General features: G+C 61.7%; 21 protein-coding genes and 2 tRNA genes. 13 read left to right on the top strand and 10 right to left on the bottom strand.

What is annotated here, in order from left to right:
• Window positions 1-16 precede the first annotated feature (16 nt).
• Window positions 17-496: a 2-C-methyl-D-erythritol 2,4-cyclodiphosphate synthase gene (gene ispF, locus AC3WOG_RS11940; protein WP_492578194.1), complete on the top strand. Its 480-nt coding sequence runs from the start codon at window positions 17-19 to the stop codon at window positions 494-496.
• 888 nt (window positions 497-1,384) lie between these two features.
• Here ispF and AC3WOG_RS11935 read toward each other — a convergent pair.
• The 4 genes from AC3WOG_RS11935 to ompR form a co-directional block, all read right to left on the bottom strand.
• Window positions 1,385-1,909 (bottom strand): carboxymuconolactone decarboxylase family protein, encoded by a 525-nt coding sequence (locus AC3WOG_RS11935; protein ID WP_492578193.1) that lies wholly within the window; start codon window positions 1,907-1,909, stop codon window positions 1,385-1,387.
• Window positions 1,910-1,985: 76 nt separating this feature from the next.
• Window positions 1,986-2,534, bottom strand: coding sequence for a peroxiredoxin (locus AC3WOG_RS11930; RefSeq protein WP_492578192.1), 549 nt, complete (start codon window positions 2,532-2,534; stop codon window positions 1,986-1,988).
• Window positions 2,535-2,721: 187 nt separating this feature from the next.
• Window positions 2,722-4,071: an ATP-binding protein gene (locus tag AC3WOG_RS11925; RefSeq protein WP_410832746.1), complete on the bottom strand. Its 1,350-nt coding sequence runs from the start codon at window positions 4,069-4,071 to the stop codon at window positions 2,722-2,724.
• Between the two features lie 44 nt (window positions 4,072-4,115).
• Entirely contained in the window at window positions 4,116-4,850 is a 735-nt protein-coding gene (gene ompR, locus AC3WOG_RS11920) for an osmolarity response regulator transcription factor OmpR (RefSeq protein WP_006048917.1), read from the bottom strand.
• 228 nt (window positions 4,851-5,078) lie between these two features.
• On the opposite strand from ompR, the gene AC3WOG_RS11915 reads away from it, so the two are divergent.
• The 3 genes from AC3WOG_RS11915 to AC3WOG_RS11905 all read left to right on the top strand — a co-directional run bounded on the left by AC3WOG_RS11915 (window position 5,079) and on the right by AC3WOG_RS11905 (window position 8,544).
• Window positions 5,079-5,405, top strand: coding sequence for a hypothetical protein (locus tag AC3WOG_RS11915; protein ID WP_492578191.1), 327 nt, complete (start codon window positions 5,079-5,081; stop codon window positions 5,403-5,405).
• Window positions 5,406-5,580: 175 nt separating this feature from the next.
• Window positions 5,581-7,206, top strand: a complete 1,626-nt coding sequence (locus AC3WOG_RS11910) for a DUF1800 domain-containing protein (RefSeq protein ID WP_492578190.1) — start codon at window positions 5,581-5,583, stop codon at window positions 7,204-7,206.
• A gap of 93 nt (window positions 7,207-7,299) precedes the next feature.
• Window positions 7,300-8,544: a DUF1501 domain-containing protein gene (locus tag AC3WOG_RS11905; RefSeq protein WP_492578189.1), complete on the top strand. Its 1,245-nt coding sequence runs from the start codon at window positions 7,300-7,302 to the stop codon at window positions 8,542-8,544.
• Between the two features lie 41 nt (window positions 8,545-8,585).
• Here the strand turns inward: AC3WOG_RS11905 and AC3WOG_RS11900 are convergent, their stop codons facing one another.
• Entirely contained in the window at window positions 8,586-9,410 is an 825-nt protein-coding gene (locus AC3WOG_RS11900; RefSeq protein WP_492578188.1) for a squalene/phytoene synthase family protein, read from the bottom strand.
• 218 nt (window positions 9,411-9,628) lie between these two features.
• On the opposite strand from AC3WOG_RS11900, the gene AC3WOG_RS11895 reads away from it, so the two are divergent.
• Window positions 9,629-9,715, top strand: a tRNA-Leu gene (locus AC3WOG_RS11895).
• Window positions 9,716-9,811: 96 nt separating this feature from the next.
• Here the strand turns inward: AC3WOG_RS11895 and AC3WOG_RS11890 are convergent.
• Window positions 9,812-10,093: a hypothetical protein gene (locus AC3WOG_RS11890; RefSeq protein ID WP_492578187.1), complete on the bottom strand. Its 282-nt coding sequence runs from the start codon at window positions 10,091-10,093 to the stop codon at window positions 9,812-9,814.
• A gap of 609 nt (window positions 10,094-10,702) precedes the next feature.
• Here AC3WOG_RS11890 and AC3WOG_RS11885 point away from each other — a divergent pair.
• Both AC3WOG_RS11885 and AC3WOG_RS11880 read left to right on the top strand, forming a co-directional pair.
• Entirely contained in the window at window positions 10,703-14,059 is a 3,357-nt protein-coding gene (locus AC3WOG_RS11885; protein WP_492578186.1) for a DUF2339 domain-containing protein, read from the top strand.
• Complete coding sequence (locus tag AC3WOG_RS11880; protein ID WP_492578185.1) at window positions 14,056-15,501, top strand: DUF3999 domain-containing protein; 1,446 nt, start codon at window positions 14,056-14,058, stop codon at window positions 15,499-15,501. Before AC3WOG_RS11885 ends, AC3WOG_RS11880 begins: the two co-directional genes overlap by 4 nt.
• A 62-nt stretch (window positions 15,502-15,563) precedes the next feature.
• On the opposite strand, the gene AC3WOG_RS11875 is transcribed toward AC3WOG_RS11880, so the two are convergent.
• Entirely contained in the window at window positions 15,564-16,016 is a 453-nt protein-coding gene (locus AC3WOG_RS11875; protein WP_492578184.1) for a MarR family winged helix-turn-helix transcriptional regulator, read from the bottom strand.
• Between the two features lie 63 nt (window positions 16,017-16,079).
• Window positions 16,080-17,225, bottom strand: a complete 1,146-nt coding sequence (locus AC3WOG_RS11870) for a glycerate kinase (protein ID WP_492578183.1) — start codon at window positions 17,223-17,225, stop codon at window positions 16,080-16,082.
• Between the two features lie 456 nt (window positions 17,226-17,681).
• On the opposite strand from AC3WOG_RS11870, the gene tig reads away from it, so the two are divergent.
• The 6 genes from tig (at window position 17,682) to AC3WOG_RS11840 (ending at window position 24,762) form a co-directional block, all read left to right on the top strand.
• Window positions 17,682-19,028, top strand: a complete 1,347-nt coding sequence (gene tig / locus AC3WOG_RS11865; protein ID WP_492578182.1) for a trigger factor — start codon at window positions 17,682-17,684, stop codon at window positions 19,026-19,028.
• Window positions 19,029-19,211: 183 nt separating this feature from the next.
• On the top strand, window positions 19,212-19,865 hold the full coding sequence (gene clpP, locus AC3WOG_RS11860; RefSeq protein WP_007182010.1) for an ATP-dependent Clp endopeptidase proteolytic subunit ClpP: 654 nt from the start codon (window positions 19,212-19,214) through the stop codon (window positions 19,863-19,865).
• 182 nt (window positions 19,866-20,047) lie between these two features.
• Window positions 20,048-21,319, top strand: a complete 1,272-nt coding sequence (gene clpX / locus AC3WOG_RS11855) for an ATP-dependent Clp protease ATP-binding subunit ClpX (protein ID WP_341312226.1) — start codon at window positions 20,048-20,050, stop codon at window positions 21,317-21,319.
• Between the two features lie 200 nt (window positions 21,320-21,519).
• Complete coding sequence (lon, locus tag AC3WOG_RS11850; protein ID WP_492578181.1) at window positions 21,520-23,943, top strand: endopeptidase La; 2,424 nt, start codon at window positions 21,520-21,522, stop codon at window positions 23,941-23,943.
• Between the two features lie 346 nt (window positions 23,944-24,289).
• The gene (locus tag AC3WOG_RS11845; RefSeq protein WP_007585907.1) at window positions 24,290-24,562 is read left to right on the top strand and encodes an HU family DNA-binding protein; all 273 of its coding nucleotides are present in this window, start codon (window positions 24,290-24,292) and stop codon (window positions 24,560-24,562) included.
• Window positions 24,563-24,686: 124 nt separating this feature from the next.
• Window positions 24,687-24,762, top strand: a tRNA-Val gene (locus AC3WOG_RS11840).
• Window positions 24,763-24,859: 97 nt separating this feature from the next.
• Here the strand turns inward: AC3WOG_RS11840 and gph are convergent.
• Together gph and AC3WOG_RS11830 are read right to left on the bottom strand one after the other, a co-directional pair.
• Complete coding sequence (gph, locus tag AC3WOG_RS11835; protein WP_492578180.1) at window positions 24,860-25,591, bottom strand: phosphoglycolate phosphatase; 732 nt, start codon at window positions 25,589-25,591, stop codon at window positions 24,860-24,862.
• Window positions 25,592-25,711: 120 nt separating this feature from the next.
• Entirely contained in the window at window positions 25,712-26,482 is a 771-nt protein-coding gene (locus tag AC3WOG_RS11830; RefSeq protein ID WP_492578179.1) for an HAD family hydrolase, read from the bottom strand.
• Window positions 26,483-26,632: the final 150 nt, after the last annotated feature.

Raw genomic sequence — 26,632 nt, 5'->3', positions numbered from 1 at the left:
AGCGGACTTGACGCATATGGATTTCAGGATTGGGCAGGGGTATGACGTGCATGCACTGGTGCCGGGGCGTCCGTTGATTATCGGCGGCGTGACGATTCCTTATGAGCGCGGGCTGCTCGGGCATTCGGATGCGGATGTGCTGTTGCATGCTATTACTGATGCTATTTTTGGTGCTGCCGCAATGGGGGATATCGGGCGGCATTTTTCCGATACCGATGCCAGGTTTGCTGGCGCGGATAGTCGGGTTTTGCTTCGGGAGTGTTTTGCTCGCGTGGCGGCGGCTGGGTTTTCTATTGCCAATGTTGATAGCAGTGTTGTGGCTCAGGCGCCTAAGCTTGCTACTCATATTGAGGGGATGCGGGCTAATATTGCAGCGGATCTTAACCTGCCGGTTGAGCGGGTTAATGTTAAGGCCAAGACTAATGAGAAGCTGGGTTACCTCGGACGAGGGGAGGGCATTGAAGCCCAGGCTGTTGTTTTATTAATCAAGAATTAAATTTGTTTTTTGCCTTTGGCGGCGGCATTGGTTGTTGTGCCTACGGCGGTGGCCTTTCCTTGATTTGATATTGGTTTATTAGCGTTCCCCCTGTGCGGGGGAGCACCTACTTTTCTTTGCCGCCGCAAAGAAAAGTAGGCAAAAGAAAGCGGCTCAAACCGCCAGCTCTTAAGCGGGTCCCCTGGCTTGGAGGAGGCAGTGGAGCATCTGGAATCTGTGCTCTCGCACACTCCGCGCTGGTGACAAGGCAGTCATACTTCCGGCGGCGCTGCGCGCGCCGACGCGGTACTTCACAAAACCGTCGGGCGCTTCCGGCGCCAGCGGTCGTTCAAGCGTAACTCGAGGCTGCGTTCCTTTCCTGCGTTAGCGTAACTCGCGGTTGCGTTTTCTTTGCTCCGCTGGCATAACTCGTGGCTGCGTTTCGTTCGGCGAAGTGACCCGCACTTCCACAATTCAACGCCTCGCCAAGGCGTGGCCGATGGCCCCCACCGCGCGCAAAGGAAGCCACTGGTTTTCCCTGACAGACCCGTCCGCGGCGCACGTAGTGCGAGGCGGGAAGGATGACGCCGGAGGGGCAAATCTACTATCGGTGTTGGGAGGCACCGCTGCGGCGCGCGTAGCGCCGCCGGAAGCATGACGGCCTTGTCACCAGCGCGGAGTGTGCGAGAACACCGATTCCAGATGCGCCACTGCCCCCTCCAAGCCAGGGGACCCGCTTAAGAGCTGGCGGTGTAAAGCCGCTTTCTTTTGCCTACTTTTCTTTGCGGCAGGCAAAGAAAAGTAGGTGCCCCCCCGCACAGGGGGAACGCTAATAAACCAATAAGAAAACAAGGAAAGGCCAACGCCGCAGGCATACAGAAAACAAGCGCCGAGCAGGCAAAAAACCAACTATTTACCTTCAGCAGCAATAACCTGCGCAGCAGCGTTAACCACAGCCGCAATGCGGCCAACATCCCGCAATTGAGTAGAACTCATCCCCTCAGCGACCAGCGTATCAAAATGTGATTTCACACAAAAATGGCATTTACCAATAATAGAAGCACCTAGCGCATACATTTCAAACCGCCGCTTATCCACCCCGCCGTGCGAAGCGTAGGCATTCATCCTCAACTGTGCCGGCTGCGATTTCAAATCAGCGTTATCCGTCATCTCGACGTAGGGATACCAGACATTATTCATTCCCATCAACGCAGCGGCAGTCAGCGCGCCATTCGTCTCCTCAGGAGACAAAACGCCCGCGTTGCGAATCGCATCGACAATAACCGTACTCTTCGCGGCAAACGCAGCCGCCAGCGCGACCCCAACCGCGTCATTCCCTTCAAGCGAGGACCGCGCAATCGTCCCATCCAGATTAAGCCGAATGTCCTTGGCGTAGTCAGGCACGAGTGCCTTAATCGAAGACAAGAATTCCATTGATATCTCCTATCGGGTTGTCGATAAAAAAGCCCGCTGGCTCTTTCAAGCTTAGCGGGCTTTTCATCTGCAATGCTTACAGCGTTGCGCCGCCGACTGCGCGGTTGCATGGACACAGTTCGTCCGTTTGCAGGCCGTCCAGAATGCGCAGCACTTCTTCCGGGCTACGGCCGACGTTCAGGTTGTTCACCGACACGTGCTGAATCGTGTTGTCCGGATCGACGATGAACGTTGCGCGCAGTGCCACGCCCGCTTCCTTGTCGCGCACGCCGAGCTGGTCGATCAGTTCGCCCTTGACGTCGCCAAACGAGTAGTGGTTCAGCTTGCTCAGGTCCTTGTGCTCACGGCGCCATGCCAGCTTCACGAATTCGTTGTCCACGCTGCCGCCCAGCAACACTGCATCGCGCTCGTCGAAGTCCTTGACCAGCTTGCCGAACTCGACGATTTCAGTCGGACACACGAAGGTGAAATCCTTCGGGTAGAAGTAGATGATCTTCCACTTGCCTGGGAACGACTGCTCCGTGATCTCTTCGAATGCCGACGCGCCGTTTTCTTCGTGATTGTTGAAGCCCGGCTTCGCAGCAGTGACGGTGAACGCTTCGAGTTTGTCGCCAACGGTTTTCATTCCGATACTCCTGGGTGTGTTGGAAAAACAGCCTGTTCAACCTACCAGCTCATCGTAACGAGCGCGTTACATGATTTTTGACTATAACTCTATTAAATTATGCTATCAATAGTTTTTTTCTAACGAGTCGGATAGTTATTATTCAACGCATCGCGAGATCGCAGGAGTCGATCGACAGTCCTTCTGATCAGGCGCCTTTTGCCAGCGGAAACTCGATCGTGACCTCGAGACCCGGGCCTGGCGTGCGATTGCGCAAGCGCAGCGCGCCCCGGTAACGGCCCACCAGCCGCTGCACAATTGCCATGCCAAGGCCCGTGCCGTTCGCCTGGGTGCGCGCCGAATTCACACGATAGAACGGCCGTGTGACAAGCGCCAGTTGGTCTTCCGGAATTCCCGGTCCTTCGTCGACGACAGACAGCTCGACCCGCGAGTGCGACACCCGCGTTTCCAGAATCACATGCGGGATGCCGTCCCCGTCGCTGAGCCCGTACTTGCGCGCGTTCTCCAGCAGATTGCCGACCACGCGCCGCATATCGGTCTCATCGGCCTCGATCACCGCGGAGGGCGCGAGGCGCGTGATCAGCCGCATGCTGTCCTCGCTGGCCATTCGCGCGGCCAGTTCTCCCGCGATCACGGAAAGGTCGACAGGTTCCGGCACACGCTGCACCGGGCGAGCGTAATCAAGGAATCGGCCGATGATCATGTCCATCTGTTCGATGTCGTCGACCATCGCGTCCTTGGTCTGCTGGTCGGACGGGCTCATTTCAGTTTCGAGCCGCAGCCGCGCGAGCGGGGTGCGCAGGTCGTGCGAAATACCGGCGAGCATCAGCGCGCGGTCGGCCTCGAGCTGTTCGAGGTCCTGCACCATCTGGTTGAAACTGCGATTGGTTTCGGCGGCCACACCCATGCCGCGCTCCGGCAGCGGCTCCGGCGATTGTCCAGAACCAACCTTGCGCGCGGCCATCGCGAGCCGGGCAAACGGCCTGTTCACAAGACTCGTGATGAACGCCGCGCCGAACAGCGACAGCGCCAGCGCGAACACGCCCCAGCCGGCCCATTGCAAACCGGTGGCGTTGTCCAGCTGATCGCGATCGAGCGCCACCCAGTAATCGTCGTCGTCGATCTTGAAGCTGATCCAGACGCCGGGGATGTCGTTGACGGTCTGCGCGATCACCGTGTCGTCGCCGAGACGGCCGCGAATGTCGTGTTCGATCAGCCGGTTCAGCGACTCGTCGGGTTGCAGTTTGTACTTGTCGGAGGTTTCGCGCGGGTACACGCGCACCCCTTCATTGCTCTCGAGATCCTGCAGCAGTGCGCGCCGCAGGTCGGGATCGGAATAGAGGAGTGCGGTGCGCGTGAGCTTCACGATGGCAACCAGCTGCAGAGCCACGCGCTGTGCGCGCGGCTCGCGTTCGATCACCCGGAAGCTCTGGAACCACGCGGCGAGACTGACTGCGATCAACAGCGCGATCAACAGAAAGGTCCGCCAGAAAAGGCCGCCGAACGCGAGCGTCAGGAGGCGCCGGTCGATCCGCATGGGCCCTTCTTATCTGAAATCAAAAACGGGAGGCGGGAACAAACTCAGGCTGCACCGTCGGGAATGAATACGTAGCCTAGCCCCCAGACGGTCTGAATGAAGCGCGGGCTGCCTGGATCGGGTTCGATCAACTTGCGCAGACGCGAAATTTGCACGTCGAGGCTGCGGTCGAAGACTTCATATTCACGGCCGCGCGCCAGTTCCATCAGCTTTTCACGCGATAGCGGCTGACGCGGATGACGGGCAAACACCTTCAGCACCGAGAATTCGCCGGTGGTCAGCGGAATTTCCTGGCCGGCCTTGGTCAGCGTGCGGGTGGCGAGATTCAGCGCGAACTCGCCGAACTCGAACACTTCGGTGGTCTCGGACGGTGCGCCGGGCAGCTCGGAAGGCGACTGGCGGCGCAGCACCGCGTGAATCCGCGCGACCAGTTCGCGCGGGTTGAACGGCTTGGGCAGATAGTCGTCGGCGCCCATTTCGAGGCCGACGATACGATCGACGTCTTCACCCTTGGCCGTCAGCATGATGATCGGCGTGCGGTCGTTGCTGCCGCGCAAGCGGCGGCAGATCGACAGGCCGTCCTCACCGGGCAGCATCAGGTCGAGCACCAGCAAGTCGAAGCGCTCACGCACCCAGAGCTTGTTCATGGACGGCGCGTTCTCGGCAACATAGACATTGAAGCCCTGTTCACCAAGGTAACGGCGCAGCAGATCGCGCAAGCGCGGATCGTCGTCGACGACGAGGATTTTCGAAGGGTTTTTGGTTTCCATGGTCGGCATCTTAGCGCGATTAGAAAGGGGTGCGCGGTTGCACCATTTATCGGGTTACAGTCAGTTACAAAATTTACCCGCACTGTGGCACGACGTAAAGCGTGCACAGGTAGACTGCTTTACTGAATGCGGCTGTTCGGTGGATACTTCACTCGACAAAACTCTCGCACCCGGCTCGTTACCGGGGTTTGCATACGCATTTGAGGTAGCCGGTTGCCGCGCCACGAAGGGAACAACATGAAGGGAGGGGTTTGGCCGAATGTGCGCCTAAGCGTGATTGCACTGGCGGCTGCCGGTACGCTTGCAGGTACACTGGGACCAACGCTTGCCCACGCCCAGCCTTCCGCCGACAGAGCTGCGAGCGAGCGCGCGCCCCGATCAGGCAGCGGCAAGGTCGATCGCCACAACCCAAACACCGACCGCCCTGCATCAGACGCCATGTTGCGCACCGCAGTTCCCCCCGATCTGGATCAACGTCGTCGTGATGGCCATATGACGCCTGACGAACGGCGTCTGTTACGTCAGCACATCGAAGACGCTGTCCGCGAACTCTATAAGCGGTAGCTTTTGCCGTGCCTGAGCGCGGCGCGTCGATCGCGCGTTCTCAGCATGTGAAAGATTTCGTTGCACTTCCCCCGTCAACTTTCCCGTCCAATCTGCCGTTGAGTCGCCAGAGGGCATGGCGCATTGCATGTGCGGATGCCTTTCCATGACGTCCTGCCAACCTGGATGATCGACGATGAAATTGCTGACAGACGGTAATCATGCGCGATGGCTGGCAGTCGCCGCCACCATAGCGGCGGTGGCGTGCACGGCGGTTACGTACAGTTTGCCGGCGTTTGCCGTGCAGCAAGGTGCGCCTCATGCGCCGCGTCTGAAGCATCACCCGCGAGCGGCTGCGTCCGCAACGTCCCCATCCGAGCAGAACATCCTCGACGTCGATGACGCGCGTTTCTTCCTCACACGCGTCGGTTTCGCACCGGATAACGCCGAGCTCGCCCAATATGTCGGCCTGACACGAGAGCAGGCAGTCGACAAAGTGCTGGCGGCAACCCGGACCGAAGCCATCACGCCGATGCCCGCCTGGGTGCTCGAACCGATCCCGACACGCGAAACACGCAAAGCCTGGACAGTCGACCAGCGCCGCGACGAACAGCGTTTGCGCGGCGAGCGTTACGAAATATTACGTGCGTGGTGGGTGCGTGAGATGGCGAGCACGCCGTCGCCGCTGACCGAGCGCATGACGCTCTTCTGGCACAACCATTTCACGTCGGGTCAGGACAAGGTCCCGTACCCGCAGCAGATGGCGCGGCAGAACATCCTGTTGCGCCGCGACGCGCTCGGCAATTTCGGCGAGCTGTTGCACGACGTCGCGAAAGACCCGGCGATGCTGCACTACCTCGATGGCGAGAACAACCGCAAAGGCAAGCCCAACGAAAACTTCGCGCGTGAGGTGATGGAACTGTTCACGCTCGGCGAAGGGCACTACACGCAGCAAGACGTATCGGAAGCCGCGCGTGCCTACACGGGCTGGAGTCTCGATCCCGACACCGAGGCATACGTATGGCGCTCCAGCCAGCACGACGACGGCAACAAGACCGTGCTCGGTCGAAGCGGTCCGCTCGACGGCGATCAGGTGCTCGACATCCTGCTCGCGCGACCGGAAACCGCCACCTTCATCGCGAGCAAACTCTGGCGCGAATTCGTCGCCGACACGCCCGACCAGGCTCGCATCGCGCCGATTGCCGCGCAGTTTCGCAGCAGTCACTACGACATCAAGGTGGCGCTGCGTGGCCTCTTCCTGAGCGACGCATTCTGGGACGACGACGATCGCGGCGTGCTCGTGAAATCGCCGGTGGAATTCGTGGTCGGGACACTGCGTGCGTTCGATATCGGTTACGACAACACTGCACCGTTCGCCGCGCAGATTCGCACGCTCGGCGAGAACCTGTTCTATCCGCCGAACGTCAAAGGATGGCCGGGCGGCACGATCTGGATCAACAGTTCGACGCTGCTCGCGCGCAAACAATTCGTCGAGCAGTTGTTTCGTGCGACCGAGGCTGCAGGTCCGCGGCGTACGACGAACGCGATGGACGGGATGAGCGGCGCGTCGGGCGGCGTCCAGACGAATGCGCCGATGCAGCGGGCAGTGGCGCGCGTCGGCCAGGGCGGCGTACGCTTTGACATCGACAACTGGCTGACGCATTACAACACCACGCCGGCGGCGAAGCCCGGGTTGTCGGCGGAGCTTCAGTTACAGCATGCTGTCTTGCCGCTAGCGCCGGTCGATGCAATCGAAACGGATTCGACCGCCAGCGCCTATCTGGAAGCGTTGCTGATGGACCCGGCGTATCAACTCAAATGAGCAACTCAAATGAGCAACTCAAATGAGCAGTTGAAATGACGTGGCCATTGATTTTGGCGTGACGCGTGCCCTGACAATCGAACGAGGTGCAGGATGAAACGACGCAGCTTTCTCTCGATGGGTGCAGCCGCGAGCGCGACGCTCTGGTTGCCGCGCGCGTTCGGCGCACAAGCAACGGCGCCCGGCGCGCCGATGAAGCGCGGCTACGGCAATCTGCTGATCCTCGTCGAGTTGAAGGGCGGCAACGACGGTTTGAATACCGTGATTCCGTTTGCCGATCCAACTTACTATCAGTTGCGCAAGAGCATCGGCATCAAACGCGAGCAGGCGATTCAACTCGATGAGCGCACCGCGCTGCATCCATCGTTGCAGCCATTGATGCCGCTCTGGCAGAGCCAGCAACTGGCGATCGTGCAGGGCGTCAGTTACGCACAGCCGAACCTGTCGCATTTCCGCTCGATCGAGATCTGGGATACCGCATCGCGTTCGGATCAATATCTGCGCGAGGGCTGGCTCACGCGTGCGTTCGCGCAGACGCCGGTTCCACCCGGCTTCGTCGCGGATGGCTTGGTGATCGGCAGTGCCGAAATGGGACCGCTCGCGAACGGCGCACGCGCGATTGCGCTGGTCAATCCCGCGCAGTTCGTCAAGGCCTCGCGTCTCGCCACGCCGGTGTCGCTTCACGAGCGCAATCCCGAGTTGGCGCACATTCTCGACGTCGAGAACGACATCGTGAAGGCGGCCGATCGTCTGCGTCCCACGCAAGGTCAGGCACAGTTGAAGACGGTATTTCCCGGCGGAGCATTTGGCGCCTCGATCAAGACCGCGATGCAGGTGCTCGCCGCCGGCGACGCCCCGAAGGAAGTCCCCTTGGGGGCCACGCCGCGAGGACAGCCGCGCGGCGGACAGGGCGTCGCGGTGATCCGGTTGACGCTGAACGGTTTCGATACGCACCAGAACCAGCCCGGCCAGCAGGCGGCGCTGCTCAAGCAGTTGGCGGAAGGCTTCGCGTCGATGAAATCCGCGCTGGTCGAACTTGGCCGCTGGGACGATACGCTGGTGATGACTTATGCCGAGTTCGGCCGGCGCCCGCGCGAGAATCAAAGCAACGGCACCGATCATGGCACCGTTGCGCCGCACTTCGTGATGGGCGGCCGCGTGCGAGGCGGATTGTATGGCGTGCCGCCGGTGCTCGCGCGCCTCGACGGTAACGGCAATCTGCCGGTGGGGGTCGATTTCCGGCAGCTCTACGCCACCGTGCTTGGACCGTGGTGGGGGTTGGACGCGTCCACGATCTTGCAGCAGCGGTTCGAGCCGCTACCTTTGCTACGCGTCTGATATGGGCCAGTGAGCGAAGCGGCGAGGGTGGTCCCACTCGCTTACCTGGCGCGCCACGCAATCCACAGCTTGCGAATCGGCGTCAACGCGATGCGCTGATGCAGCACGTGAAAGCCGTCGCGTTCGATTTCATCCAGCAGCGCCAACGCCAGCGCCGCCTGCGCGACCAAGGTACGCTGCGCGCGGCGCTCATTGGCGGGCAGCGCGGCGAGAGCCGCGTGCAACGCATCGCGGGCGCGCTTCGTCTCGAAGCGCATCAACTCCGTAAAGGCGTCGCTGTACTTGCGATTGATCAGATCGGCAGCTGTGACGTTGAAGCGCTGCATTTCGTCGATCGGAATATAGATGCGGCCGTGCCGCGCATCGTTGCCGGTTTCGACGACGAACTGTGCAAGCAGCAGCGCCTCGCCGAGCGGTGCGGACCAGTTCGCCGCCTGTGCCGCGTCCTTTGCCGTCGCGCGCGCCACCAGAGACGCGAACGTGCCGCCGACGCCTTGCAGATAGCGCCGCAGATTCGGGTAGTCGAGATAACGCGCCTGGTCGAGGTCCATTTCAAAACCGGCGAGCAATGCCTGCAACGCCGGATACTCGGCCGTCGAATCGGGCAGATAAGCCGCCAGCGCGTTTGAAACTGGATGCGACGGCGCACCCGAAGCCAGTAAGGCGATCTCGTTTTGCCACCACGCGAGTTTGGTCCGGCCGATGGCGGGATCGCTGATCTCCTGAACGGTTTCCTCGAACTCGCGGCGCAGCGCGAACAACGCGGTCAAGAGCGGCTGGCTTGCTGTGGGCGCCTGCCGAAGCGCATAGTAAGTGCTCGATCCGGGCGCCGCCGCTTTCTGCTGGCAATATTCGTCGAAATTCACTGGATTGGAATGTGGGGAAGGCACGCGAAGAGGGGCACGGCGTGCGTGCGTCTAACCAAAAATTGTAGCATCGACGCCCTTCAGACAGATGCAGGCCAGATGCAGACAAGCGCGGATCAATCGGTTAAAATCTCGCGCTTACGCTTTCGGACGCACGTTTTTGACGCGGCCGCGAGCATGCAGGACATCGGGTGGGACGCACGGCGTCTTGCCCGGCTGCGAGGGTGGCGAAATTGGTAGACGCACCAGGTTTAGGTCCTGACGCCAGCAATGGTGTAGGGGTTCGAGTCCCCTCCCTCGCACCATTCATCTAGCAGAGAACCCCGTTAAGTCTTAGGACTGACGGGGTTTTTTGTTTTTGGCGCGTTGTGTGCCCCGGGGTGTCCCGGGCTCGACAGCGCTCAGGCGCTCGGCGCTTGAGGGGCCGTACCGGGCAACTCGGCTTGCGTCGCGCCTTCGAGAAAGCGGCGGGTCGACTCGAACGCTTGCAGCATCTGATCGGGCCAGGGCGTTTGCAGCATGACCGCCTGGTGGTTCTCGAATGCCGACGACAGCAATTTCGCCAGTTCAGGCGAGCGCAGATGGCGCAGCAGCACGCTGACCGCAATCGCCGTTGCCTGGCTCGCGCCGGCGGTCTGAAGTTCCGAAGCAGTGAGGGCCGCGACCTGTTCGTTGATGTCCACTGAAGCTTCCTTGGATGAAATGTGGGAGATTGAAGGCTCGGTGGCCGATCCCGAATTTTGACATGGTTGGCGCTGTTGGAGCGCGGGCAGTCGCGTGTCGGATTGCTTGCCGCGCTCGCACGGCAACGGTTTTCACGGCATTTAATCTGTACCGCAATGCTCATCCGGCCAATTAAAAATTCGCTGCCGACAGGTTAAGCCGCAAACGAGCGGCGCCAGAGATCAGACGATATCCGCTTCAAGTGACATTGCGCGGCGGTTTATCTCCGTATCGCGTTCCGCGCGGACTGTCTAATTAAGCGTTTGCTCTTCCCGGTCCGACGTCAATGGCGACGGCATGCGCAGCGTACCGGCTAACGTGCCCGCGCAAGCAAGGCGTCCCCGTGCGTGCGTGGAGAAACCGTACGGATATCGGCAATTATCTGACAGTAAAAAACCACGCTGGATCGCCGGATATCTGCCGTTATTCGATTTCGTTTGCCGGACGATTCGATCGCTCGGATAACATAGTATTCTGCGCGCCGATTTTCGCCGTATTGCCAGCGCGATATTGGCGCATTAATCCGTGCGACTAAACGGATCTCGACAGAAGACTATAAGAGGGATGCGATGAGCTGGATATTTGTGGTGTTCGGCGCGGTGATCGGTATCGCGATCGCCTTGTCGTACGACTTTTCGATCACTAACGGCACTGTGGTGGGTGCGCTCGTCGGCTTTGGGCTCGCGCGTGTGCTGATGGAAAAGCCTCGCGACGCGGCGACCGAACCCACGGCTAAGCCGGCCGCGGCCGATAGCTGGAATCCACCCAATGAACTGGCCGCGCGTGTCGAGCGGCTCGAGCGGGAGATTGTCGTACTGCGCGGTGAAATCCGGCAACTGCGCAGCGGCGCCGCCACGGACGCGTCCGCGTCCGTCGGCGAAGCAGCGAGTGCTCCACCTCCGATGTTCAAACTGCGGCCGCCCGCGGCTGTGCCGCGTCCGTACGCGATGCCTCCCGCAACGGTCCAGAAGCAGCGCCACGCGGCGCAGGTCGCGCCGGCGCAGCCCGCGGCCGTGCGTCCTACGGCGAGCGTCAGCGCAGTCACGCCGCCGGCGTCGACCGGCGCCGCTGCGGCTGCGCCGGTCGCGCCGCTCGCGTCGGCATCGATCCCGACTCCGCCGCCGCTGCTGCAAACACCGCCTGCACCGCCGCGCGGGCCAGGTCTCGCCGAACGCCTCTTCAAAGCCGGCCGCGACTGGCTATTCGGTGGCAACACGGTGGTGCGGGTCGGCATCGTCGTGCTGTTTTTCGGCATCGCCTTTCTGCTCAAGTACGCGGCCGACAATAGCCTGTTACCGATCGAATTCCGCCTTGCCGGCGTCGCGCTTGCGGCGACCGCATTGCTCGCCGTCGGTTGGCGCATCGGCGAGCGCCGTGGCGCATATGGGCTGATCTTGCAGGGCGGCGGCGTCGGCGCGCTGTACCTGACGGTGTTTGCCGCTACCAGGCTCTATCATCTGCTGCCGGCCGGCGCGGCACTGCCGCTGATGATCGCGATCTGCGCGTTGAGTGCGTTTCTGGCGGTGCGGCAGAATGCGTCCTCGCTCGCCTTCATGGGCAGCGCGGGTGGTTTTCTCGCGCCGGTGCTGCTCTCGACCGGCGGCGGCAGTCACGTGATGCTGTTCAGCTACTACGCGCTGCTTAACGCAGGTATCTTCGCGATCGCGTGGTTCAAAGCGTGGCGTCCGCTGAATCTGCTCGGTTTCGTGTTCACGTTTTCGATCGGCGCCGCGTGGGGCGTGACGGCCTACCGGCCCGAACTGCTCGCCACAACCGAACCGTTCCTGGTTCTGTTCTTCCTGATGTACGTCGGCATTGCGTTGCTGTACGCGGTGCGCCGCGAGCTTGCCCTCAAGCATTACGTCGACGGTACGCTGGTATTCGGCACCCCATTGGTCGTCATCGGCCTGCAAGCCGCATTGATGAAAAGCACCGAGTTCGGTCTGGCGTGGAGCGCGGTGGCGCTGGCCGCGTTCTACCTCGCGGTCGCAGCCTGGCTGGCGCGGCGCCGCGAGCGCCTCGGCATGCTGTTCGAGGCCATGCTGGCGCTGGCTGTGATTTTCGCGACCCTGGCCGTACCGCTCGCTTTCAGCGGCCCGACGACGAGCGCCACATGGGCCATCGAAGGCGCCGCGATCACCTGGTTCGGCGTGCGCCAGCGGCGCCTGACCGCGTTCGGTTTCGGCTTGCTGATGCAACTGGCCGCGGCTTGCGCGTTTATCGTCGGCACCGGCATGCAGATCGATTACAGGGAGGTTTGGCCGGTCCTGAATGGCGCCTATATCGCCACCGCGTTGATTGCCCTTGCCGGTATGTTCACGGGATGGCGTCTGCACGGCCGCAGCGAAGCGAGCGCGTGGCACGCGTGGATACCGCAGATCGGTCTTGTCGCCGCAATCTGGGGGCTGCTGTGGTGGGTTCTGGGCGGCATCCACGAAATCTTCGAGTACGCGCATGCCCATCTTTCCTATGACCGCTATCGTTTCGAGGACGCGTTCGCCGCGCTGTTCGCCACGCTGACCGCCTGGCTTGCGCACGGCGCGCGCCGCAAACTGAGCTGGCCGCTCGCCGAGTGGCCGGCGCTTGCGCTGGTGCCGTTCCTCGCGTTGCTGGTGGCGAGCCTGTTCATGTACAGCATGACGCCGGTTAGCGGCAACGGCTGGCTGGTTTGCGCGGTCGTCGCGGTATTCGCCTACGTGTTGTTGTGGCGTCAGCAGCGCGATGTCGGCGACCGCGTGCTCGCGCCATTGCATACGCTGATGTTCTGGACGGTCGGCGCGCTCCTCGCGCTCGAAGGCTACTGGGGTTTGCGCGCGTATGTGCCCGAAGGGGCGTGGAGCTGGAGCGCGTGGGCCTATGGCTTCGGTATTCTGCTGCTGTTGGTGGCAGGTGTCGGGCACCGTCTGCGCTGGCCGGTTGCGCGCTATACGCAGGCTTATCAGGTGTGGGGCGCGGCGCCTCTCGCGGCTTTGCTGTGGGCGTGGAGTATCGCGAGCGTTATCAGTGACGGCAGCGCCGCGCCGCTTTTCTGGCTGCCGATCGTGAATCCGCTCGACGTCGCGCAGATACTCGCGTTCATCGCTTTCGCCGTGTGGTTTCGGCGTCTGCGCGCGCTGGGTCTGAGATGGCATCCGCGTGCTTTCGACTACGCCGTGCTCGCCACGCTGTTCCTGTGGTTCAACGCGTTGCTGCTGCGCACGCTGCACCATCATTTTCATGCCGCGTACGATGTCGATGCAGTGCTGTCGTCGTTCAATTTGCAGCAGGTGTTCCTCGTCGGCTGGAGCGCGTTTGCTTTCGCCGGCCTATGGCTCGCGCGGCGCGACAGTATCGTACGGCTGTGCGCGATCGCGTCGACACCGCTCGTGCTGGTGATGTGGGTGTGGACCTTCTATGCGAACCTGACCCAGGACGGCGGCGCGTGGGCGCGCCTGCCGCTCGTCAATCCGCTCGATCTGGTGCAGGCGGTGATTTTCGCGCTGGCGGCGCTGTGGCTCGTGCGCATCAGCCGCCTTGGCGTGCCGATCGGCGAATATCGTGTGTCGTTGCAGGCGGTGGTCGGTGTGACCGGGTTCATCTGGCTCAATGCGATGCTTCTGCGTACGCTGCATCATTGGACCGGCGTGCCGTACCAGTTCGACGACATGTCGCACTCGATGCTCGTGCAGGCCTCCGTGTCGGTATTCTGGACGATCTGCGCGCTCGCTATGATGATCTGGGCGACGCGCCGCGCGAGCCGCCTGCTCTGGTTCGTCGGCGGCGCTTTGCTGGCGGCGACCGTCGTCAAGCTGTTCCTGTTCGACCTGTCGCATGTGACGGGTATCGAGCGGATCGTGTCGTTCATCGGTATCGGCGTGATGTTGCTGTTGATCGGCTACTTCTCGCCGTTGCCGCCAAAAGCTGTCGTGATGGAAACTGAGCAATGAAGCGTTTCTTGATTGTGACCGGTTGGTGCGTTGCGATTTCGTTTATTGGGACGCCGCCGGTGGCGGCTGCGGCCGATCACTTTGCGCAGCGCTTTGCGCTCGAACTCGACAACGGCGCCGCGTACTACAGCATCAAGCTGCCGGCTGCCGTGTACGCGGCGAGCCGGCGCAGCGATCTCGGCGACGTGCGCGTGTTCAACGGCGCCGGCGAGCCGGTGCCGTATTCGCTCGATGCGCCGCGCGATGCGGCCCGCACGCCGCCCACGCTGCGCACGGTGCGCTGGTTCCCGTTGCCGGTTACTGCTGCGGACAGCGCCGGCGCGCCGCTCGGCGTGACGATCGCGGCCGACGGGTCGCTGCGTACCACCGCGGCGGCGCCGGCACGCGCGCAACACGATACCGACCTGGTCGATCTCGGCCATATGGCGGGCGAGGCGAGCGCGTTGGTCGTGCACCTGCGCAACGACAATTATCAGGGGCGCGTGACGGTCGAATCGAGCAACGATTTGCGCAGCTGGCAACCCGCCGGCGACGCGCAATTGCTCAAGGTCACCTATAACGGCAGCACGTTGAGTCAGGACCGCATTGCGCTGGATGCGGGGCGGGCGCGCTACGTGCGGCTGCGCTGGCTCGACGGCGCGCCGTACCTCGAATCGATCGACCTTGAGGTGCAGGCCGCCGGTGCGGACCGCGCGCAGCGCGCGGATACCCAGCGGGAATGGCGCGAAGGCATTGTTGCTCGTGTGGGGCCGACGGCCGGCGAGTATTTCTTCGAGACGGGCGGCCCTTATCCCGTTGACCGTTTGCGCCTGAATTTGCCGCAGCCCAATACAGTGGCGCCGGCCATCGTCTATTCGCGTCCAAGTCTGCAGACGCCGTGGCGCGAGGTCTCGAACGCGACGCTGTACCGGCTGCACAATGGCCCGGTGGAGCAGAGCAATCCATCGATCGAGGTGGTGGCGGACACGGACCGTCAATGGCGCGTGGTGGTCGACGCGCGCAACGGCGGCTTGGGGAGCGGTGCGTTGACCATCGCGGCGGGCTGGCGTCCGGCGACGCTCACGTTCGTCGCGCGCGGATCGGCTCCGTTTACGCTGGCGGTGGGCAGTGAAGCGGTGGTGTCGTCGGCGGTGAGCCGCGAGGATTTGCTGATGGGCGCTGCTTCGGTTGCCGTCGCGGCGCGGCTGGGAGAAGCGCTGCCCGTCGCGCCGGACGATGCCGATGCGCAGTCGGCGAACAAGGACCGGGATGCGATGCGCCGCTATGTGTTGTGGGCGGCTCTGCTGCTGGCGGTCGGCTCGCTTGGTGCGATCGCCTGGCGGCTCGCGCGCGGTGCTCGGGTCGCAGCGGATGTGGCCGGCGATGCGGCGGGTGCGACGGCTGACAAGGCGGGCAGTGCAGGCAGTGCCGACGGCACTGGTCAAGGCAACGGCAAGGCCTGATTACGGCATGGGCGGGTCGCAGTTCCTGGAGCCCACATTCGCGCCCGCCCGCGCTTCGTCGCTCACTCCTCGTGTGCGGTCATCGTATGGATGATCTTGTCGAGCGCATGGCCGAACGCGAGCTTTTCCTGTTCGTCGAGGCACTCGAACAGATCGTCATTCCACTTGCGCGCGATCGGCATTACTTTGCGATACAGCGCGCGGCCTTCGGCGGTTAGCGACACCAGCACCACGCGCCCGTCTTCGGCGCTCGGCTCGCGCTTCACGAGCCCTTGCCTGATCAACGCCTCAGCAGCACGGCTCGCCTGGCTCTTGTCGAGATTCGCGTGCCGCGCCAGCTCCATGATCGAAAACGGTCCGAACGATCCCACCGACGCAATCACTCGCGCTTCCGGCAACGTCACCCCAAGCTTGTCCTGATAGCGCACGCTGATGCCACGCTCAGTGAGTTTGTTCAGCACATGTAGACGGTACGTAAGGAGTTGTTCCAGTCCGGTTTTGGCGGAGGCCTTCATGGTCTTCCCGTGATAAGTGGAGCGGTCGTGGCGCTGTGATTGTTGCCGCAACCGTCCCGCCGGTCAACGCGCGCCGTATTTCAGGCGCGTCAGCTGCCCGGCCGCGTCGGCGAGCAGGCGCGCCGCGTCGCGAATCGCGACCTCTAGCGTGATCGGCCCGGGGGCGGGCGAGAAGCAGCCGCTGAAATATTCGGCGAGGCGCGGCAGCGCCGCGGAGTCGACCGCTCCCGATAGCAGCGTGGCCGGCACGCCCGCTGCCTGCGCATGACGGCAGGCGATGAAAGGCGCTTTGCCGTGCAGCGTTTGGACATCCGAACGGCCTTCGCCTGTGATCAGCCAGTTTGCGCCCTTGAGCGCGGCGTCGAGGCCGATTTGCCGCGCGACGGTTTCCGCGCCCGGCTCGAACTGCGCACCCAGCATATGCAGCGCGAAGCCCAGACCGCCAGCCGCGCCCGCGCCAGGTTGATCGCGCGCGGTTCGCCCGAGCGCCGCCTCGAGCAGATCGGCAAAGTGAGCGAGAGCGGCGTCGATCACGGCAATCTGCTCCGGCTTCACGCCTTTTTGCGGACCGAACACCGCGGTTGCGCCGTGATCGCCGGTGAGCGGGTTGTCTACGTCCGACATGCCGACGAACGACGCGTCCGCCAGCCGGGCGTCGAGTTGCGACACATCGAGGCGCGTCACGCGCGCCAGTTGTTCGGGTGTCGCGTCGAGCTCCTTGTCCTGCGCGTCGAAAAGCTTCAGGCCGAGACCAGCGAGCAGACCCGCTCCGCCGTCATTCGTGCTGCTGCCGCCGAGTGCGACGAAAAAGCGCCGCACGCCCGCGTCGAGCAGTGCGCGGATCGCTTCGCCCATGCCGCGCGTGCTGCGCGCCTCGACCGGAACGCCCATGCCGACCGGATCCGTGATGCCGACAATTTCCGCGGTTTCGATGATCGCGCTACCGTCCGCGAGCAGTCCGGTGAGCGCTTCGCGCACCGGCCCGGCCGCGCCGCGCACGCTCAGCTTGCGGCGCTCGCCGCCGCTCGTGAGCATAGCGTCCAGCGTGCCTTCGCCGCCGTCCGCCATCGGACAGATGCGCACGTCGGCGTCGGGCCGGGCACGCTGGATGCCGGACGCAATCGCCTGCGCGACCTGCTCGGCGCTGAGCGAGCCTTTGAAGGAATCGGGAGCAATAACGACGACAGGCGAGGACGGCAGATTCGGCATGGTGTCTCTGAATGGTTGGAATCGTTGCGAGGGCGATAACGATGAAGGAAAAGAGGCGCAGCCCCGAGCGCGTCCGTTAGCTTAGCAGCATGGCGGCGCCGACTGAATATGTCGAACGGCATAGCCGGAATCGTCTGGTGAAAGAGGTCACAAGTGCGGTCGCAAGCGGAGACCGCACGCCGCGCGCGTCACGCGAGGCGGCTCGATCGAACGGCCGCAAAGCCGGCAAAAACACGCCGGAAAGCGCCCGGAAAGCCGGTAAAAACGTGCGCAATCATCGAATCCCGGTTAGGCGCGCAAATAGTTTGCTAAAATATTCGGCTCTTTAGACCCAAACCGTGCTGCCGGCGGCCTGCAAGCCCGCGGCGCAGGCGCGCAATCGATGCGAAGCGACATCGAAAAGCGGCACGGAGAAGATAACTGATTCGCTCGAATAATTTTAGGACGATTGAAGCCATGGCTAACGTTGTTGAAAACCTCGGCAAGCTCGAACGCCGCGTAACGATTTCCCTGCCGAAGGACGCCGTGCAGAAGGAAGTGGACTCGCGTATCCGTCAACTCGCGAAGAACGTGCGCATGCCGGGTTTCCGCCCGGGCAAGGTGCCGCTCAAGATGGTGACGCAACAGTATTCGGGTCAGGTGGAAGCCGAAGTGCTGAGCGACAAGGTCGGCAAGGAATTCTTCGACATCAGCCGCACCGAAAACCTGCGCGTTGCCGGCCAGCCGAGCTTCGCGCCGAAGAGCGACGCCGCAGAAGGCGACTACGCGTTCGACGCGACCTTCGAGGTGTATCCGGAAGTGAAGCTGGGCGACGTCGCCACGGCTGAAATCGCACGCACCACGACTACCATCAGCGAAGCGGAAATCGACCGCACACTGGACATCCTGCGCAAGCAACGCGTGCATTTCCACGCTCGCGGCGAAGCCGGCGAGCACGGTGACGGCGGCGCGGACACGGCAGCGAAAGAAGGCGATCGCGTAACGGTCGACTTCGTCGGCAAGATCGACGGCGAAGTGTTCCAGGGCGGCAGCGCGGAAGATTTCGCGTTCGTGCTGGGCGAAGGCCGCATGCTGCCGGAATTCGAAAAGGCAGCGCTGGGCCTCGCGGTCGGCGCATCGAAGGAATTCGATCTGACGTTCCCGGCCGACTATCACGGCAAGGAAGTGGCAGGCAAAACGGCGCAATTCACGATCACGATGAAGAAGATCGAGTGGCCGCACCTGCCGGAAATCGACGCTGAATTCGCGAAGTCGCTCGGCATCGAAGACGGCGATCTGACCAAGATGCGCGCTGAGATCAAGGACAACCTCGAACGCGAAGCGAAGCGCCGCACGCAAGCCATCGTCAAGAATCAGGTGATGGACGCGCTGCTGAAGATTTCGGAGCTCGAAGTGCCGAACGCGCTGATCGAGCAGGATCAGGAACGCCTCGTCGCCATGGCTCGTCAGGATCTGGAGCAACGTGGCGTGCCGAACGCCGCTGACGCGCCGATCCCGGCTGAAATGTTCAAGGAACAGGCAGAGCGCCGCGTGAAGCTGGGCCTCGTGCTGGCCGAACTGGTCAAGGCTAACGAACTGCAGGCAAAGCCGGAGCAGATTCGTGCCGAAGTCGACGAATTCGCGAAAAGCTACGAAGACCCGAAGGAAGTCGTCCGCTGGTATTATTCCAATCAGCAACGTCTTGCCGAAATGGAAGCGTACGTCGTTGAAGCCAACGTCGTCGATTTCGTCCTCAGCAAGGCCAAGGTGACAGACAAGGAAGTGAGCTTCGAAGAACTGGCAAGCGCAACGGCGCAAGCGTAAGCGTTGCTGCAACGGCGTGCCGGCTGTCGGAGCGACGGCCCGCGCGCCGTTTTTTTGTGCTGTGAACGTGCACTGCTTTAAGTACGAAGTTCAGTACATGGATCGCGCACTTGAATACGGGCTCGTCGTACACACCTGTCTAGCATCTGATATTTAGAATATTTCCAGACAAGGATCCATTGCATGACCTTTCGCGCCCAAATGCTGGACACGTTGACCTCCCAGTCGTCGCGGGATCTCGAAGCGCAGGCGCTCGGACTGGTGCCGATCGTCGTGGAAACGAGCGGTCGCGGCGAGCGCTCGTATGACATCTATTCGCGTCTGCTGAAAGAACGTATTGTGTTCCTGGTCGGCGAAGTGAACGACCAGACGGCCAATCTCGTCGTCGCGCAGATGCTGTTCCTCGAGAGCGAGAACCCGGACAAGGACATCAGCTTCTACATCAACAGCCCGGGCGGTTCGGTTTCGGCCGGCATGGCGATCTACGATACGATGCAGTTCATCAAGCCGGACGTGTCGACGCTGTGCATGGGGCTCGCGGCCAGCATGGGTGCGTTCCTGCTGGCGGCCGGTGCGAAGGGCAAGCGCTTTGCGCTGCCGAATTCGCGTGTGATGATTCACCAGCCGCTGGGCGGCGCGCGCGGTCAGGCGTCGGACATTGAAATTCAGGCGCGTGAAATTCTGTATTTGAAAGAACGGCTGAATCATTTGCTCGCGCACCACACCGGCCAGCCGGTGGAACGTATCGCGCGCGACACGGACCGCGACAATTTCATGTCCGGCGATGATGCGCAAGCGTACGGCCTGGTCGATCAGGTGGCCCACAAGCGTCCTTGATCTGGTGCGTTTTTGCCCCATGATGGGGCAAAAATGTCATCGGATCGGTTGTGAAATAATCAAGACTCGTCCGAGCGCCTGCGGCAAACGCCGTTATCCTGGCTCAAGCCCTGCCGCGCCCAACTGTGAGGCAGGGGCAAACGGCGTATCATGTAATCGAGTGTCCGGAGGCTTACACATCTATGGCGGACAAGAAAGGTTCTAACAGCGAGAAGCTGTTGTATTGCTCGTTCTGCGGCAAGAGCCAGCATGAAGTCAAAAAACTGATTGCCGGCCCGTCGGTGTTCATCTGCGATGAATGTATCGACCTGTGCAACGAAATCATCCGCGATGAGGCTGCAGGCGCGGGCATCGAGGCGGGCTTGTCCAAGTCCGATCTGCCGAGTCCGCAGGAAATCCGTGAAATTCTCGACCAGTACGTGATCGGTCAGGAACGCGCGAAGAAGATTCTCGCGGTCGCGGTGTACAACCACTACAAGCGCCTCAAGCATCTCGACAAGAAGGACGAGATCGAGCTGTCCAAGAGCAACATCCTGCTGATCGGCCCGACCGGTTCCGGCAAGACCTTGCTCGCGCAGACGCTCGCACGCCTTTTGAACGTCCCGTTCGTCATTGCCGATGCAACGACGCTGACGGAAGCCGGCTACGTCGGCGAAGACGTCGAGAACATCATCCAGAAGCTGCTGCAGAACTGCAATTACGAAGTCGACAAGGCCCAACGCGGCATTGTTTACATCGACGAAATCGACAAGATCAGCCGCAAGTCCGACAACCCGTCGATTACCCGCGATGTGTCGGGTGAAGGCGTGCAGCAGGCCTTGCTGAAGCTGGTCGAGGGTACGATGGCGTCGGTGCCGCCGCAGGGTGGCCGTAAGCATCCGAATCAGGACTTCATTCAGGTCGACACGACCAATATCCTGTTTATTTGTGGTGGCGCGTTTGATGGCCTGGAAAAGGTCATCGTCGACCGCACCGAAAAGACCGGAATTGGCTTCGGCGCGAGCGTGAAGAGCAAACAGGACCGCGACGCGGGCGAAGTGCTGCGCGAAGTGGAGCCGGAAGATCTGATCAAGTTCGGTCTGATTCCTGAGCTGATCGGCCGTCTGCCGGTGGTGGCTACGCTCGGCAAGCTCGACGAAGCGGCGTTGATGAAGATTCTCGTCGAACCGAAGAACGCGCTGGTAAAGCAGTACCACAAGCTGTTCAATATGGAACGCGTCGAACTCGAGATTCGTCCGGCGGCGTTGCAGGCTGTGGCGCGTAAGGCGATCCGCCGCAAGACGGGCGCGCGAGGTTTGCGTTCGATCCTGGAACAGGCGTTGCTTGATGTGATGTACGACCTGCCGGCTATGAAAGGCGTTAGCAAGGTTATCATCGACGACAACGTGATTGACGGCGACGGCAAACCGCTACTGATCTACGAAGACGCACCCAAGGTTGCGGGTTCGAACTGATCGGCTTTCGGGTTCTGCAAACAAGCCGTTCATGGCGACGTGAACGGCTTTTTCGTTTATCGTGTGGTCAGGATGGTTGTTTTCACTATGGAGTCACTGAACCTTCGGAGTCACTGAACTTTTCCCACACGCGGAGGCTTGCAATCTTTTCTGCTGGCCTCACCTATCGAACGAACTGATTCCACTCATGGGGAAATGAAATGTCAGGAACCCAACTCCTTCCGCCGGAACGCATTACGCTCCCGCTGCTCCCGCTGCGTGACGTAGTCGTCTTCCCGCACATGGTGATTCCGCTCTTCGTAGGCCGCCCGAAGTCGATCAAGGCTCTCGAAGCAGCGATGGAAGGCGGCAAGCACATCATGCTCGTCGCCCAAAAAACGGCTGCGAAAGATGAGCCGACCGAAAAGGACATGTACGAAGTAGGGTGTGTTGCCAACATCCTGCAAATGCTGAAGCTGCCCGACGGCACCGTTAAGGTGCTCGTCGAAGGCTTGCAGCGCGCGAAAACGCTTTCCATCGAAGAACAGGAAACGCAGTTCTCGTGCGAAGTCATGCCGCTCGAACCCGACCACGCCGACAGCGCTGAAACTGAAGCGCTGCGCCGCGCGATCGTGTCGCAGTTCGACCAGTATGTGAAGCTGAACAAGAAGATCCCGCCGGAGATCCTGACGTCGCTGTCGGGTATCGACGAGGCTGGGCGTCTGGCCGACACGATCGCGGCGCATCTGCCGCTCAAGCTCGACCAGAAGCAGCACATCCTCGAAATGTTTCCGGTCATCGAGCGCCTCGAGCATCTGCTCGCGCAACTCGAAGCCGAGATCGACATCCTGCAGGTTGAAAAGCGCATCCGTGGGCGTGTCAAACGCCAGATGGAGAAGAGCCAGCGCGAGTACTACCTGAACGAACAGGTCAAGGCGATCCAGAAGGAACTCGGCGAAGGCGAAGAAGGTGCGGATCTCGAAGAACTCGAGAAGCGCATCACGGCTGCCCGCATGCCGAAGGAAGCCAAGAAGAAGGCCGACGCCGAGCTGAAGAAGCTCAAGCTGATGTCGCCGATGTCGGCTGAAGCGACGGTCGTGCGCAACTACATCGATACGCTGATCGGCTTGCCGTGGCGCAAGAAGAGCAAGGTCAACAACGACCTCTCGAATGCGGAACGCGTGCTCGACGAGGACCACTTCGGTCTCGAGAAGGTGAAGGAACGCATTCTCGAGTATCTCGCGGTCCAGCAACGTGTCGACAAGGTGAAGGCGCCGATCCTGTGCCTCGTTGGGCCTCCGGGTGTCGGTAAGACGTCGCTGGGCCAGTCGATCGCTCGCGCCACGAACCGCAAGTTCGTGCGCATGGCGCTCGGCGGCGTGCGCGACGAAGCCGAGATTCGCGGTCACCGTCGTACGTATATCGGTTCGATGCCCGGCAAGATTCTGCAAAGCCTGACCAAGGTCGGCGTGCGCAATCCGCTCTTCCTGCTCGACGAAGTCGACAAGATGGGTCAGGATTTCCGCGGCGATCCGTCGTCGGCCTTGCTGGAAGTGCTCGATCCGGAACAGAACCATACGTTCGCCGATCACTACGTCGAAGTCGACTTCGATCTGTCGGATGTGATGTTCGTGGCGACGTCGAACTCGCTGAACATTCCGCCGCCGTTACTCGACCGGATGGAAGTGATCCGTCTGTCGGGTTACACGGAAGACGAGAAGGTCAGCATCGCGCAACGTTATCTTTTGCCCAAGCAGAAGAAGAATAACGGCCTCAAGGATGGCGAGGTCGAGGTAGCGGAAACCGCGATCCGCGACATCATTCGTTACTACACGCGCGAAGCGGGCGTCCGTTCGCTAGAGCGTGAAATTTCGAAGATCTGCCGCAAGGTCGTGAAGATGCTTCTGCTGAAGAAAGCGGAAGGCGCGGTGAAGGTCGACGGCAGCAATATCGATACTTTCCTCGGTGTGCGCAAGTACGACTTCGGTCTGGCAGCGAAGGAAAATCAGGTTGGCCAGGTCACGGGTCTTGCGTGGACGGAAGTCGGCGGCGATCTGCTGACGATCGAAGCCGCGGTCATGCCGGGTAAAGGCAATGTGATCCGCACCGGTTCGCTCGGCGACGTGATGAAGGAATCCGTCGAAGCCGCGCGCTCGGTGGTCCGCTCGCGTTCGCGCCGTCTGGGTGTCAAGGACGAAGCGTTCGAGAAGCAGGACATTCACATCCACGTGCCGGAAGGCGCGACGCCGAAGGACGGTCCTTCGGCCGGTATCGCGATGACGACCGCGCTGGTGTCGGTGCTGACCGGTATCCCAGTGCGCGCGGATGTGGCGATGACGGGCGAAATCACACTGCGTGGCGAGGTATTGCCGATCGGTGGCCTGAAGGAAAAGCTCTTGGCGGCGCATCGCGGCGGCATCAAGCTGGTGCTGATTCCGGAGGAAAACGTCAAGGATCTGACGGAAATTCCGGACAACGTGAAGAACGCGATCGAAATCATGCCGGTCCGCTGGATCGACAAGGTGCTCGAACTGGCGCTCGAACGTGTACCTGCAGCGCTGTCGGAAGAAGAGCTGAAGCCTGCTACGCCTGTCGCAGCAGAGCCGGCGAAAGACGCCACCGCTACGGAAGTCGTGAAGCACTAAGACAGTCGGTGGCGAAAGTAGGTTGCTGTACGAAAACCCGCGGCTTGGTCCGCGGGTTTTTTTTGCCCACGATTTTCCGAAAGGATTCGCCGGCACACGAACGCGCGCCATCCCACTTTTTGAGCAAACACGGCTGCAATCGCTCAACTGGTTGTGCGCACATCGATCGGCGGCAAGATTCGGTCATCAAAAGACCGCTCGGGAACCTGCGTAATCAGGCTCAACCCCGCTTGACACAAGGGTTTCGGCCAATTCTAATGAGTCGGCTCGGCGCTGCCCGCCGGTCGCGTGATGCCAGGTGCTACAGAGCGCCGTCACGATTGCCATAACATTCTCGGGGGTTGGAATGAATAAAACGGAATTGATCGATCACATTGCACAGCAGGCCGACATTTCGAAGGCCGCGGCCGGCCGTGCACTCGATGCGGTGATCGGTGGCGTCAAAGGTACGTTGAAGAAGGGCGGTTCGGTGACGCTGGTCGGCTTCGGCACGTTTGCCGTTGGTAAGCGTACAGCGCGTACGGGTCGCAATCCGCGCACCGGCGCGGCCATCAAGATCAAGGCAGCGAAGGTCCCTAAATTTAGGCCTGGCAAAGCTCTGAAGGATGCGTTAAACTAATCGGCTTGCTGCTTGACGATCTGCAGGTTTCGTTAGAAAGAAGTGCAACGAAAATGCAGTGACTTGGTGTTACCACAGGTTGTTACGTCAGGCAGCAGAACAGAAGTACGCTAAACCGCGAAGCGGGTGCTTAGCTCAGTTGGTAGAGCGGCGCCCTTACAAGGCGTAGGTCGGGAGTTCGAGCCTCTCAGCACCCACCACCGTTTCGCGCGCAACGTCTAACGCAGTCTGAAGACGTTCATGGCCGTACCCGAAAACCCGCATAGCGATTGGCTCTGCGGGTTTTTTATTATCCGTTTATCGCGCTGTCCCGACCGGTCGTCGTGGCAATATGAAAGCGTCGGCTACTGGCGCCGGGCCGCGCGCCGCAAGAAGCGCCGGCAGAGCCTCGAGCGAATCGATCAGACCATCGCATCGCAGCGCCGCGGCGCCATCCGGGCCGGCATAACCATAGCTCACGATGAACACCGGCAGACCTGCCGCCCGCGCTGCTGCGACGTCAACCGGCGAATCGCCGACCAGTACGCTGTATCCAGGGTCGACGTCGAGCAGCCGGCATGCGTGCCACAGCGGCTCGGGGTCGGGTTTCATTCGGGCGATCGAGTCCCCCGCAACCAGCACATCCAGATAGCTGGCCAATCCCGTCATCAGCAAGAGTGGCGCAGCCAGCGCTTTGGGTTTGTTGGTTACACAGGCGAGCCGGTAACCTTGTCGCTGCAACTCGCCGAGACCGGCGGCGATGCCGGGGAAAACACGGCCGAGGCGTCCATTGGTTTCTGCATAGTGCCGATGGAATACGGCCATGGCATGCCCGGCGTCGACTTGCCGATCCAACCCGGCGGTGTAGAGCGAGCGTCGAACCAGGTTGGGCACGCCCTTGCCGATAAAGCCGCTGACCGTCCTGAACGGCAGCGATGCTGTGCCGAACTCGCCCAGCATGCGGCTGACGGCTTCGACGATGTCCGGCGCTGTGTCGATCATCGTGCCGTCCAGGTCGACCAGCACTGCCGTGCTCTGCGTACCCATCATCACCGTGCACCTAACCGTGAGCGAGCCGCGACCGCTGCTTGAACCGGATTCAGGCCAATGCGCACAGAGCGTGGCTCGGTTGCACGCCGCGCGGCACCTGCAGGCTGATTCGGGTTCATCTCAGAGAACCTCGGACACCGCGTGGTGATGCCAGCGACGCAATGTGGCCAGATCGACCCACCGGAGTTCCTCATCCGGCACAGGCCGTCGAATCGGTGCATGCGGCGCGCCCAGGTGAGGCAGCACGGTCACCGCTCCGTCGAAGCAATCGTGCGACGTGTACGCGGTCGGCGTGACGACTGTGGGGATGCCGGCAGCGCGTGCGGCGCGCAGACCGTTGGCGGAATCCTCGAACGCGAGACAGTCTGCGCCTTGCAGACCGAGTTGCCGCAGCAAGTCGAGGTAGACATCGGGTGAGGGCTTCTTCACCTGCGTGGTGCCGGCATCGCAAATCGCGGCAAAGCGCCTACGCCAGGCAGTTCCAAATGGCGCCTGCAGCAGCGCGTCGAGGTTGGCCGGTGTGGTGGTCGTCGCGATCGCCACGGGAATGCCGGCCTCTCCTGCCTCGGCAATCAGACGCGCAATGCCCGGGCGCAGTGGCAAGCCGCCGTCGCGCACCCGCTCCGCGTAATGGCGGGTCCTGATCGCATGCACTGCGTCGATGATTTCCTTCACCTTCGCACCATCGGCTTCTTCCAGATCGGCGACATGCCAGTCATGCCTCAGACGCTCCTTGCCGCCCGCCACCTTGAGAAGGCGTGCGTAGAGCGCTTCGTCCCAATACCAGCCAAGACCCACCTCCGCGAATGCGGCATTGAACGCCTGCAGGTGAGCGGTCCCGGTATCGGTATCGGCGAGCGTGCCGTCGACGTCGAAGATGAGGGCTTGCATGATCCGGTCCTTGTCCGGCGCCCGCGCGACGATGCAAAGCCAGGCAGACCGGAAGAAGTCGTGGTGGTCACGGCCAGCGTGTCGGCGGCCGTTCCGGAAGCGAGGCGGTTGTCATGCTCATACAGACGGCACCGGCATTCCGTTCAAACA

This window comes from Paraburkholderia sp. FW306-02-B, from assembly GCF_058782725.1.
The sequence above is the reverse complement of the archived record's forward strand: the minus strand, read 5'-3'. Positions and strand labels throughout refer to the sequence as shown.

Coding starts and splice junctions, on each gene's coding strand:
- ispF (WP_492578194.1), top strand. CDS start 17: ATGGATTTCAGGATTGGGCAGGGGTATGACGTGCATGCACTGGTGCCG.
- AC3WOG_RS11935 (WP_492578193.1), bottom strand. CDS start 1,909: ATGGAATTCTTGTCTTCGATTAAGGCACTCGTGCCTGACTACGCCAAG.
- AC3WOG_RS11930 (WP_492578192.1), bottom strand. CDS start 2,534: ATGAAAACCGTTGGCGACAAACTCGAAGCGTTCACCGTCACTGCTGCG.
- AC3WOG_RS11925 (WP_410832746.1), bottom strand. CDS start 4,071: ATGCGGATCGACCGGCGCCTCCTGACGCTCGCGTTCGGCGGCCTTTTC.
- ompR (WP_006048917.1), bottom strand. CDS start 4,850: ATGCCGACCATGGAAACCAAAAACCCTTCGAAAATCCTCGTCGTCGAC.
- AC3WOG_RS11915 (WP_492578191.1), top strand. CDS start 5,079: ATGAAGGGAGGGGTTTGGCCGAATGTGCGCCTAAGCGTGATTGCACTG.
- AC3WOG_RS11910 (WP_492578190.1), top strand. CDS start 5,581: ATGAAATTGCTGACAGACGGTAATCATGCGCGATGGCTGGCAGTCGCC.
- AC3WOG_RS11905 (WP_492578189.1), top strand. CDS start 7,300: ATGAAACGACGCAGCTTTCTCTCGATGGGTGCAGCCGCGAGCGCGACG.
- AC3WOG_RS11885 (WP_492578186.1), top strand. CDS start 10,703: ATGAGCTGGATATTTGTGGTGTTCGGCGCGGTGATCGGTATCGCGATC.
- AC3WOG_RS11880 (WP_492578185.1), top strand. CDS start 14,056: ATGAAGCGTTTCTTGATTGTGACCGGTTGGTGCGTTGCGATTTCGTTT.
- AC3WOG_RS11875 (WP_492578184.1), bottom strand. CDS start 16,016: ATGAAGGCCTCCGCCAAAACCGGACTGGAACAACTCCTTACGTACCGT.
- AC3WOG_RS11870 (WP_492578183.1), bottom strand. CDS start 17,225: ATGCCGAATCTGCCGTCCTCGCCTGTCGTCGTTATTGCTCCCGATTCC.
- tig (WP_492578182.1), top strand. CDS start 17,682: ATGGCTAACGTTGTTGAAAACCTCGGCAAGCTCGAACGCCGCGTAACG.
- clpP (WP_007182010.1), top strand. CDS start 19,212: ATGACCTTTCGCGCCCAAATGCTGGACACGTTGACCTCCCAGTCGTCG.
- clpX (WP_341312226.1), top strand. CDS start 20,048: ATGGCGGACAAGAAAGGTTCTAACAGCGAGAAGCTGTTGTATTGCTCG.
- lon (WP_492578181.1), top strand. CDS start 21,520: ATGTCAGGAACCCAACTCCTTCCGCCGGAACGCATTACGCTCCCGCTG.
- AC3WOG_RS11845 (WP_007585907.1), top strand. CDS start 24,290: ATGAATAAAACGGAATTGATCGATCACATTGCACAGCAGGCCGACATT.
- gph (WP_492578180.1), bottom strand. CDS start 25,591: ATGATGGGTACGCAGAGCACGGCAGTGCTGGTCGACCTGGACGGCACG.
- AC3WOG_RS11830 (WP_492578179.1), bottom strand. CDS start 26,482: ATGCAAGCCCTCATCTTCGACGTCGACGGCACGCTCGCCGATACCGAT.